Below are 10,320 nucleotides of genomic sequence, written 5' to 3' on the forward strand. Positions count from 1 at the left end.
ATGTGTGAATGGTCGGAGCGGGGAGATTTGAACTCCCGACCCCCAGTCCCCCAGACTGGTGCGCTAACCAGGCTGCGCTACGCTCCGACTTCGGCCCCCCTTATGTCTGGCTACGGGCCTGCGGTCAACGCCTCGTTCCTGCGCCTGCGGTGAGAAGTGCCGCGATGGCTTCCGCCGTGGCTGGAAACCGGCTTAGCCGTGGCGGTGACTGGTCCTTCTCGACAGCGATGGCCGCGAATACGTCTTCTCCTACCGGAATGTCGTGGACCACGATCGCGAGGGTTTCGCGCGCCATCCGCTCGGCGGCGCCCTGCCGGTCCGGCCGCAGGCGCTCGAGGATCTGGCCGATGCCGTGGCCCTGCGCTTTTGCCGCGGCCTCGATGCGCACCCAAGCCCTGAGAAAACGCGCATCCGGGCTGGGGCCGGCCACCGCTACGCCGGCAGCGAGCGCGACGGCCTCCTCCTCGATCGGCGCGCGGCGTGCGTCCGGCATCGTCACCGGCCGCAGACGCTCGATATCGACTCCGAGCGGACCTCGTCGGTCGCTCACGGCGACGAGCGCCAGTCCGACGGTGTGGGACAGGCTGAAGGCGAGACCATCAACGGGCAATGACGGCTTGCCGGTCGCGCTCCTTTCGAAGGGTGCGCGGCGGATGCCGGGCCCGTGGATGCGCTCGATCAGAATACGGAGCGCGATGTGCGCGTTCCTGCGCTCGCGGCGGGCCGCCTCGTTGCGCATGTCGGCAAGGCGGCGCACGACGTCCCCAGAGAGGCGCGGGGTCATTTCCTCGATGGCTTCGAGGGCCGATGCCGCCGCGTCGAGATTAACGAGCCAGAGCTCCGTCTCAGCCATCTGCGTCCTGCCGAGCGCCCTCCAGCGGCCGCACGTGCTCGAAAGCGCGATCGCAATAGCGCGGTTGTTTTTGAATCAATCGGAGCCGCGCTCAGGTGCCCGGTGAGACCGATGATTCACGCTTCGGACTTTCGTTGCGCTGCCGATTGACGTCGCGCCTGATAGACGGCGCGACGATCGGAGCTTTTTCCTGCGCTGCCGATTCACGCCGCGCCTTGATAGGAGGCGCGACGATCGGAGCTTTTCCTGCGCTGCCGATTCACGCCGCGCCTTGATAGGAGGCGCGACGATCGGAGCGACTCGGGTCCGAAGCGATCATGGTCATTTTAGCGAGACCGATGATTCACGCTTCGGACTGATAAGGTCCGAAGCGATCATGGTCTAGACCGACCGTCGGGAGCTTTCAACGCTTCACGCGCTGACGGCGCGGGCGCGACGGGGCACGCGTACGGGCTCCGTCTTGCCGAGCGTCTCGAGCAAAATTGCGCGACACTGCTCCAGCTCTTTGATGGCCGCTTCGACGGCTGCGAGATGATCGATGGCGCTGGCACGACCGCGTCCGGCGCCGCGCCGCGCCGCTGAGGCAACCGCCGCACCGCGTCCCTGCGCGGCCGCACCGATGGCTGGAACGTTGGCCGGCAGCACACGTGCGTCCGGCCGAATGCCAGCACGCGGAGCCTCGTCCGGCACGCGGCCGTGCTGCTTCACGTGATCGATGCCCTGCTCGCGCAGAATCTTCTGCACACCCTTGATCGTGTACCCCTCGGCGTGGAGCAAATGGCGGATTCCCCGCAGCAGCTCCATATCCTCCGGACGGTAGTACCGGCGTCCGCCGCCCCTCTTCATGGGCCGGACTTGCGGGAAGCGCGCTTCCCAGAACCTTAGAACGTGCTTCTGCACATCGAGCTCATCAGCCACTTCGCTGATGGTTCGAAAAGCCTCCGCTGCCTTGCTCATCGTTACCCCTCGATGCCTTGGCCATGGATGATCCGGTTTCCGCCGGCCTCGTGCCTCGCTGATGCGTCAACGCTGGCCCTATCCACCCCCTGCGGGCTGGACCAAACCCACACCTGCATCCCGAATTGCCTGAAGATGCGCAACGCCAACGCCACAGCTTGCTTTGGCAATCATACCGACAACGCCACGCGCCGTCTCGATCAATCGGATCAATCGGTCACAGCTTTTTTCAACGCTGAGCACGCACAACGGCGTGCAGCTCAGATCGAGCCTTCTGCGTGCTTGTTGGTTTTTTCGCGGCAAGTGGCGCGTGCGCGCGCACATTTCCGCGCCGGTGTGCTCAAGGCACACGCGCCATGCTGCTCGGATGTGCGTGCTTGCAATTGCGACACGCATCATCGTGTCGCGCGGCGCCTAGGTGCTGCAGGCGTTCTCGTCGCATCGCAAAGCGGAGGCTACTCCGCCGCCTTGTTACGCCGAGAGCGGCCGGAGTTGATGCGGTCTTTCATGATATTGCTGGGCCGAAAGACAAGCACGCGGCGTGGCGTGATCGGCACCTCTTTGCCCGTCTTGGGATTGCGCCCGATGCGCTCGCCCTTTTGGCGAATGCCGAACGAGCCGAACGAGGACAGCTTGACCTGTTCCCCGCGCGCCAAACTGTCCGAAATCTCGTTCAGCACGAGTTCGACGAGTTCTTGCGACTCGTTCCTCGGCAAGCCGACCTTCCGGACCACTGCCTCGGCCAGATCGGCACGTGTCAGTGTCTTCCCGCTCATAGCGCTCCGCCTCCCCGTAGATAGGTATTATTCCTGATGCTATCGGGGCGCGGAGGCGCGGTCAATGACAGATCGCAACAAGCAACTGAAATCGCACAGAGATTTAGCAATCGTTGGAATGGCCCAAATTAGGACACTCAGAGCACTGAATTGTGCATTGCATCATCGCATTCCTCGCCGGTGCAGCATTACCAGCGCGCGAGCACCGCTCCCCACGTAAATCCGCCGCCCATGGCCTCCATCAGCACCAGGCTTCCTTCGCGCACACGGTGCTCCTCGAAGGCCTGATTGAGGGCCAGTGGAATCGACGCAGCGGACGTATTTCCGTGCTTTTCTAGGGTCTTGATGATCTTTTCGTGAGAGATGCCGAGCTTTTTGGCAATGCCGTCCAGAATGCGAACATTGGCCTGGTGCGGGATGAAGAGGTCAATCTCGTCAGCCGCGTATCCGGTGGCCACCAGAGTCTCCTCGATGACGCCCGAGATTTTTTGCACTGCATGGCGAAAAACTTCGCGCCCATTCATACGCAAATGTCCGACCGTCTTGGTCGTTCCCGGCCCTCCGTCCACATAGAGCAGGTCCTCGAAGCGGCCGTCCGAGCGCAGGATGCTCGAGAGAATGCCGCGGTCTTCGCGCGTTCCGTGCTGGGGCTGCGCCTCGAGCACGACGGCACCGGCGCCGTCGCCAAACAGGACGCAAGTCGAACGGTCGGTCCAATCGAGAATGCGGGAGAACGTTTCCGAACCAATGACGAGCGCACGATTGGACTGGCCCGTCTTGATGAAGTTGTCCGCGATGGCCATGGCATAGACGAAGCCGGAGCACACGGCTTGGACATCGAACGCGGCGCCCTTGGTGACGCCGAGACCGGACTGGATTCTGACGGCGGTCGAAGGGAACGTGCGATCCGGCGTCGCGGTCGCGCAGACGACGAGATCAATGTCGACGGGGTCGATGCCGGCTCGCACGAGCGCCTGGTGAGAGGCGGCGATGCCCAGCGAAGAGGTCGTCTCGTCGTCGGAGGCGATATGGCGCTGGCGAATGCCGCTCCTCTCGACAATCCATTCGTCGGTCGTATCGACGATCTTTGCCAGATCGGCGTTGGTCACAACGCGCTTGGGAAGATGGGCGCCCACGCCGCGGATGACCGATCGAATGACTGCCAAGGTAACCTCTTCTGTGCAGGGCTTATTGGGGCTTTGCCAGCCCGGAACGCCTAGTGGGACGCAGGAGAAACGGTGCCGAGACGATGGTGGAAGGTTTCCAAATCACTGGCGAGGCGCTCGAGGAGCCCGCTTTCGGACATTTCGTAGCCGAGATCGACCGCACTCGCAAAGCCCAGGGCATCCGTGCCGCCATGGCTCTTGACGGCGATGCCGTTGAGCCCGAGGAACGTGCCGCCGTTGACCCGCCGCGGGTCCATTTTCTCCTTGAGAACCTTGAAGCCACCGCGGGCGAGAAGCGCTCCCAGCCGCGAAAGCCAGGTGCGCATCATCGCATCCTTCAAGTACATGCCGATCTGCTTTGCCGTTCCTTCCGCCGTCTTGAGCGCGATATTGCCGGCGAAGCCTTCGACGACGACGACGTCCACCTTGCCCTGACCAATCTCGTTGCCCTCGATGAAGCCGCGATAGTCGAGGGGAAGCTCCGCACCCTTCAGAAGCGCGTTGGCTTCCTTCACCTCCTCGGCGCCCTTCACATCCTCTACGCCGACGTTCAAGAGCCCGACCGTGGGCTGCTCGACGTGGAACAGAGCGCGCGCCATTGCGGCGCCCATCAATGCAAACTCGGAAAGCTGCCGCGCCGTGGCGCCGATATTGGCACCGACATCCAGCACGATGCATTCGGCGGTGATGGTGGGCCACAGAGCGGCGATGGCCGGGCGCTCGATACCTTTCATGGGGCGCAGAATGAGCTTTGCCATGGCCATCAGCGCGCCAGTGTTGCCAGCTGAGACGGCAGCGTGCGCCTCGCCCTTCTGCACCGCCTCGAGCGCGAGCCACATGCTCGATCCCTTACCGCGGCGCAGGGCCTGGCTCGGCTTCTCATGCATGGCAACGACCTGGGTCGTGTGCACGACGCGGGAGCGTGCGGCGAGCGCCGGATGGCCGGCGAGGATCGGCGCAATGCGGACCTCGTCGCCAACGAAGATGAAACTCAACGCGGGGTGGCGCTCAAGCGAAAGCGCAGCCCCGGGGATCACGACCTCAGGACCGTGGTCGCCTCCCATGGCGTCGAGCGCTAATGTCCGCGGTTGGGCCATCTGGCGATCATGAACCTATCGAACGACCCCGGTGCCGAAGCGGCCTTGCCTGCAACTTCCCCCCAGGCAATGCCTGCGGGAAAATACTCGTTTGCACCTGCGAAACAACCCATTTCCTTAGGTAGGCCGGGGACAAAGCGTAGCGCGGTGAAAAACGTCGCGCTGCCGAGCTTTGCCGGGCCGGACCCCAGGCGTCGGAGGTTAGGGCCGGGGCTTCAACTTGGCCAATGCGGCAAACGGGCTCGCGCCCTCGGGATCCGCCTCGCCCTTCGGATCAACCCAATCGAACTCGACACCGGGCTTGCGTGGATAGGGCGGGAGCGCGGCCGACAGCACCCCGAAGATCATGGTACCCACCTCGACGCGACCGTCCTCGATCGGCTCGACATCGGGAACGCTCGACACCTCCCGATCGCCGGCGGCGGGTGGCGCATCCTCCAGCGCCTCGGCGGGCCCCAGCCCGATCTCGAACGCTTCCGTCACGCGCGCGGGCACGGGCTCGAGACTGACGACGCAAGCTTGCGTCACATTGGCCTCAAGCGTGCCCGAAAACACGTAGCGGAGCGGGCCGCGCGGCGTAATCTCATAGCTGACAGTCAGGCTCTCAACCGAAGGGATATCGAGCTCGCGCGCCAGCTCGATGCGCTCCTCGTCGGTGGCCGTGCGCGTGCGGGCAAGACCACGCTCGGGGATGTCGGTGACAAGCAGCATCCAATCGCGAAGGGCAGTCATGCGGAAGTCTCCGGTTGGGATGCCGTGGCGGCATCCGCAGGATCGGGCAGTGCGGCGAGCGCGGAAGCCAGCTTCTCGGTCGGCACGGTGGCGAGATCCGCGACAGATTTCAACGTAAAGCGCGCCAACACCTCGGCGCCCCCGGCGTTGTGATCGAGGCCCGGGACCGTCGCGGCGAGTTCGTCGGCCAATGCGCGTACCGGCTCGGGCGAGGCCGCAGCGCGACGGTAGGCAAGGCAGCGCTCGCCCAGCGCCTGGGCGGCACGCTTAACCTTCTTCGGCACCGACAGATCGCCAACACCCATTTCACGCAGGCAATCGTCGATGTCGGTGACAAAGGTCTCGGCCGTCAGCCGGGCTAGGCGGCGATCCGGCGTATTCCCCCGTTGAAGGCGCTCAAGGAGCGGAAACATCAGAAGAATTATGGCGCTGGTGCGCCCTTCCGGGGTGTCGAGGACACCGTGGCGGGCAAAAAGCGCAGGGGCGCGGGCGCGGGTCACGATCGCGCCATAAAAGTCGATTGCTCTCTGCCGATCTTCGGCTCTGCTTTTAAACCAGGAGAGCACGTGGGTTTTCCAGTCTCTTACACAAGGGGACCAAGGGAGCCCCGCCGTTGCTTTGCGGCCTCCTTTTAGCTAAGGGCGGGACTTGAGCACAGGGGTTTCATGAGTCTCCCAGGGGGTCACCACGCCATGCGCCGTCCCGATGCGTCGAGACAAAGCACGGAGCGCAGCGGAGCCAAAGAGCTGGCTTTGCGCCTTCTGATGCCGGCGCTGCTCGTCGTCATGGTCGGCATCTCGGCCTGCAGCGAGCAGATCACCAAGCATGGCCACCTGTTCCGCGAATCCGACATCGCGCAGGTGCAGCCCGGCATGGGGCAGGAGCAGGTCAAGCTCATCCTCGGCTCACCGACGACCACGACGACGATCGGCAACGGCTCGGCCTACTACTACATCTCGAGCACGGAAAAGCGGGTCGCTTTCATGTCGGGCAGCGAGGTGGACCGGCAGGTGCTGGCCGTCTACTTCACGCCTGCGCAGACCGTCGACCGCGTGGCCAACTATGGCCTCAAGGACGGCAAGGTGTTCGACTTCGTCTCGCGGACGACGCCGGCTCCGGGCGGCAAGGAAGACGGCATCTTCAAGCAGCTGTTCCGCAACCTCGGCACCAAGCAGATCTTCGGCGAGTAAACGGCCCTCCGATGCTTGAGGACGATCTCGCCATTTCGATCCCTATCCTCGCCTCGCTCGATCTCGACGAGACGGAGCGGTTCTATGGCGGCCTGCTCGGCTTTTCGGTGCAACGGCACGGCGACTACCTGCTCGCGCGGCGCGACCGGATGGAGATCCATTTCTGGCTCGCGTCCGATCGCATCCATCCCGAGCATACGTCCTGCTATATCCGCGGCGGGCAGATCGTGGCCCTCTATGACGAGTTCAGGGCGAAGGGTGTTCCCAAGCTTTCCGAGTTCACCGTGCGACCGTGGAACATGAAGGAGTTCACTATTCACGATCCGCACGGCAATCTTCTGCGCTTCGGCGGCGCTCCGGAGGAGCTCGACGCGCACCAATAAAAAAGGCCCCGCTCGCGCGGGGCCTTTTCATTTCGCAGAGCGGTCTCTCTCTAGCCGTGCGCGAGCACGGCCAGGAGGAGCAGCGCGACGATGTTGGTGATCTTGATGGCCGGGTTCACGGCGGGGCCGGCGGTGTCCTTGTAGGGATCGCCGACCGTGTCGCCGGTGACGGAGGCCTTGTGAGCGTCGGTACCCTTCACGTGCTTGACGCCGTCCTTGTCGACGAAGCCGTCCTCGAAGGCCTTCTTCGCATTGTCCCAGGCGCCGCCGCCCGAGGTCATGGAGATGGCGACGAAGAGCCCCGTCACGATGACGCCGAGCAGCATGGCGCCAACGGCGGAGAACGCCGCGCCGCGGCCGCCGATGGCCTCGATGACAAAGAACAGGACGATGGGCGACAGCACCGGCAGCAGAGACGGGATCACCATCTCCTTGATGGCCGAGCGGGTCAGAATGTCGACCGCACGGGCATAGTCCGGGCGCTCTGTCCCCTTCATGATGCCAGGCTTCGCCTTGAACTGGCGGCGCACCTCCTCGACGATCGAGCCCGCGCAACGGCCGACGGCGGTCATGGCGATGCCGCCGAAGAGGTAGGGGATCAAGCCGCCGAGCAGCAGGCCCACCACGACGTACGGGTTGTCGAGGCCGAAGTTGGTCTCGACGCCCTTGAAGAACTGATAGGACGTGGAGCCGGCCTCGTTGGCCTTGGCGATGAAGTACTGCAGGTCGTAGTTGTAGGCCGCGAACAGCACGAGCGCGCCGAGGCCGGCCGAGCCGATGGCGTAGCCCTTGGTGACCGCCTTGGTGGTGTTGCCGACGGCGTCGAGCGCATCCGTCGAGCGGCGCACCTCCTTGGGCAGGCCGGACATCTCGGCGATGCCGCCGGCGTTGTCCGTCACGGGACCGAAGGCGTCGAGCGCGACGATCATGCCGGCGAGGCCGAGCATGGTGGTGGTCGCAATCGCCGTGCCGAAGAGACCGGCGATGTTGTAGGTGGCGAGGATGCCGGCGACGATGGCGATGGTGGGAAGAGCCGTGGCTTCAAGCGAAACCGCGAGACCCTGGATGACGTTGGTGCCGTGGCCGGTGACGGAGGCCTGGCTGATCGAGCGCACGGGACGATAGCCGATGCCGGTGTAGTACTCGGTGATCCAGACGATCACACCGGTCAGAGCAAGCCCTACGAGACCGCACAGGAAAAGCCCCTGCCCCGTGATCGACAGGCCGTTCGCGATGCCGACCTCGCCGAAGCCGCCCAGCACATATTGCGTTGCTGCGTAGAGGCCGGCAATCGACAGCACGCCCGAGGCAATGACGCCCTTGTAGAGCGCGCCCATGATCGAGTTGTTGGCGCCGAGCTTGACGAAGAAGGTGCCGATGATCGAGGTGACGATGCAGGCCGCGCAGATGGCAAGCGGATAGACCATCAGGGCCGCGAGGTTGGCCTGGCCGGCGAAGAAGATCGCTGCGAGCACCATGGTGGCGACGACGGTCACGGCATAGGTCTCGAACAGGTCGGCCGCCATGCCGGCGCAATCGCCGACGTTGTCACCGACGTTGTCGGCAATGGTTGCGGGGTTGCGCGGATCGTCCTCGGGGATGCCGGCCTCGACCTTGCCAACAAGGTCACCGCCGACGTCTGCACCCTTCGTGAAGATACCGCCGCCGAGACGGGCGAAGATGGAGATGAGGGACGCACCGAAGCCGAGCGCGACGAGCGCATCGATGACCGTGCGGTCAGCCGCGGCGTATCCCAGAACCTCGGTCAGAATGTAGTAATAGATGGAGACGCCGAGGAGCGCGAGGCCGGCCACCAGCATTCCGGTGACGGCGCCGGCCTTGAAGGCGATGTCGAGACCTTTGCCGAGCGATACGGTGGCAGCCTGTGCCGTGCGCACGTTGGCGCGCACCGATACGTTCATGCCGATGTAGCCGGCGAGACCCGACAACACGGCACCAATCAAAAAGCCGATTGCGACGGGCGCGCCGAGCAAGATCCAGGCGAGCAGGAAAATGACAGCGCCGACGATGCCAATGGTCTGATACTGACGGTTGAGGTAGGCCTGGGCACCTTCGCGAATGGCGCCGGCGATCTCTTGCATGCGCGCGTTGCCGGCGTCCGACTTCATCACCGACTGGATGGTGAAGACGGCGTAGAGGATCGAAAGCGCCCCGCAGGCGACGATCCCCCAAAGTATTTCTGTCATTGAAGCATTTCCCCTATCTGGTCAGCTCGTTGGCTGCGACCTTGCACGGTTGCGCACGGGCGGCAACCGAAACCCGTAGTTTGCGCCGCTGAGAGACGCGCGCGGGACCATGCCAAAAGAGGGCATGCGTTGCAATACGGGCACAGGCGTAAATAAGTCGGGCGCAAAGCCGAAGCATCACGCCCTTTATGCCGCAAGTCTTCGTTGATTATCAAATGGATGTGTGCGCGACCGTAGTGCGCTCACCCAAGTTTGGAATCGTTTGAAATCGCGCACACACGGCAACGCGACAGCCGCTCGTCGCGGCTGCCGCGAATCAGATCAACTCTGTCTTTACTTGCAGGGCCGGGCTTCGATCTGACAGTCGTAGCCACCGCTTCCCGTGCGGCTGCACGAGAGACCCTTGCTGGCCGCGCGCGAGAAGCGCGCCCAGTCGCTGCCGTACTCGAAATCCGTGAAGCTGATCCACGAGCCGACGGCGTCCTTCTGGGCGGCCGCCTTGGTTGCACCTGATCCGCTGCCGTAGTGGTAATGGTCGGTGAAGCAGGTGCGCCCACCCTCCTTGCGAAGGTCGTGGGTGTAGGCGAAGCCCGTGTCATCCGCCAACGCAGGTGCCGAAACCGCGCACAGTGCGGCAACAGCCGCCAGCGCTTTGACAATTCCTCGTGCCGACATTATCGCCTCATTTTCCGATGCAGACGTGCGTGGCATTCCACGCGATTGATGATCGGCTGAAGCCTGATGTGATCATCGCGGCCAGTTTGCCCGATTCACCCTTTGCGCTCGATAGGTGCAGCGAGACTGCCTGGCGAATCGGAAAGCGCCGAGGCAAACACGTCACAGGGAAGCTAACTGGAGTGGCGAAGTCGGAAAATTGGAAAGGTGCGACCTGACGGACTCCTTACGGGTCGCGTCGCGCGGCGTCCCGGCTGACGCCGAAGCCCCTTCGCAACCGTTTC

General features: G+C 63.9%; 11 protein-coding genes and 1 tRNA gene. 2 read left to right on the top strand and 10 right to left on the bottom strand.

What is annotated here, in order from left to right:
* Window positions 1-9 precede the first annotated feature (9 nt).
* From QZV93_RS09835 to QZV93_RS09870, 8 genes are all read right to left on the bottom strand, one after another.
* Window positions 10-87 (bottom strand) — tRNA-Pro (locus tag QZV93_RS09835).
* Window positions 88-124: 37 nt separating this feature from the next.
* Entirely contained in the window at window positions 125-853 is a 729-nt protein-coding gene (locus QZV93_RS09840; RefSeq protein ID WP_295557998.1) for a hypothetical protein, read from the bottom strand.
* A 411-nt stretch (window positions 854-1,264) separates the two neighbouring features.
* The gene (locus QZV93_RS09845) at window positions 1,265-1,810 is read right to left on the bottom strand and encodes a MerR family transcriptional regulator (protein ID WP_295558000.1); all 546 of its coding nucleotides are present in this window, start codon (window positions 1,808-1,810) and stop codon (window positions 1,265-1,267) included.
* 455 nt (window positions 1,811-2,265) lie between these two features.
* A complete protein-coding gene (locus tag QZV93_RS09850; RefSeq protein WP_295558001.1) occupies window positions 2,266-2,586 on the bottom strand; it encodes an integration host factor subunit alpha in 321 nt (106 codons plus the stop codon).
* Window positions 2,587-2,774: 188 nt separating this feature from the next.
* Entirely contained in the window at window positions 2,775-3,752 is a 978-nt protein-coding gene (locus tag QZV93_RS09855; RefSeq protein WP_295558003.1) for a beta-ketoacyl-ACP synthase III, read from the bottom strand.
* Window positions 3,753-3,802: 50 nt separating this feature from the next.
* Window positions 3,803-4,849, bottom strand: coding sequence for a phosphate acyltransferase PlsX (gene plsX / locus QZV93_RS09860; protein WP_295558005.1), 1,047 nt, complete (start codon window positions 4,847-4,849; stop codon window positions 3,803-3,805).
* 201 nt (window positions 4,850-5,050) lie between these two features.
* Window positions 5,051-5,581: a YceD family protein gene (locus tag QZV93_RS09865; RefSeq protein ID WP_295558007.1), complete on the bottom strand. Its 531-nt coding sequence runs from the start codon at window positions 5,579-5,581 to the stop codon at window positions 5,051-5,053.
* Window positions 5,578-6,081: a ubiquinol-cytochrome C chaperone family protein gene (locus tag QZV93_RS09870; protein WP_295558008.1), complete on the bottom strand. Its 504-nt coding sequence runs from the start codon at window positions 6,079-6,081 to the stop codon at window positions 5,578-5,580. Before QZV93_RS09870 ends, QZV93_RS09865 begins: the two co-directional genes overlap by 4 nt.
* A 192-nt stretch (window positions 6,082-6,273) precedes the next feature.
* Between QZV93_RS09870 and bamE the strand changes: the two genes are divergently transcribed.
* Window positions 6,274-6,771: an outer membrane protein assembly factor BamE gene (bamE, locus tag QZV93_RS09875; RefSeq protein ID WP_295558009.1), complete on the top strand. Its 498-nt coding sequence runs from the start codon at window positions 6,274-6,276 to the stop codon at window positions 6,769-6,771.
* An 11-nt stretch (window positions 6,772-6,782) separates the two neighbouring features.
* The gene (locus tag QZV93_RS09880) at window positions 6,783-7,154 is read left to right on the top strand and encodes a VOC family protein (RefSeq protein WP_295558011.1); all 372 of its coding nucleotides are present in this window, start codon (window positions 6,783-6,785) and stop codon (window positions 7,152-7,154) included.
* A 50-nt stretch (window positions 7,155-7,204) separates the two neighbouring features.
* Here QZV93_RS09880 and QZV93_RS09885 read toward each other — a convergent pair whose 3' ends face one another.
* Entirely contained in the window at window positions 7,205-9,361 is a 2,157-nt protein-coding gene (locus tag QZV93_RS09885) for a sodium-translocating pyrophosphatase (protein ID WP_295558013.1), read from the bottom strand.
* A 333-nt stretch (window positions 9,362-9,694) separates the two neighbouring features.
* A complete protein-coding gene (locus tag QZV93_RS09890) occupies window positions 9,695-10,036 on the bottom strand; it encodes a hypothetical protein (protein ID WP_295558015.1) in 342 nt (113 codons plus the stop codon).
* Window positions 10,037-10,320 lie beyond the last annotated feature (284 nt).

This window comes from uncultured Hyphomicrobium sp., from assembly GCF_902826555.1.
GTDB lineage: Bacteria > Pseudomonadota > Alphaproteobacteria > Rhizobiales > Hyphomicrobiaceae > Hyphomicrobium_C.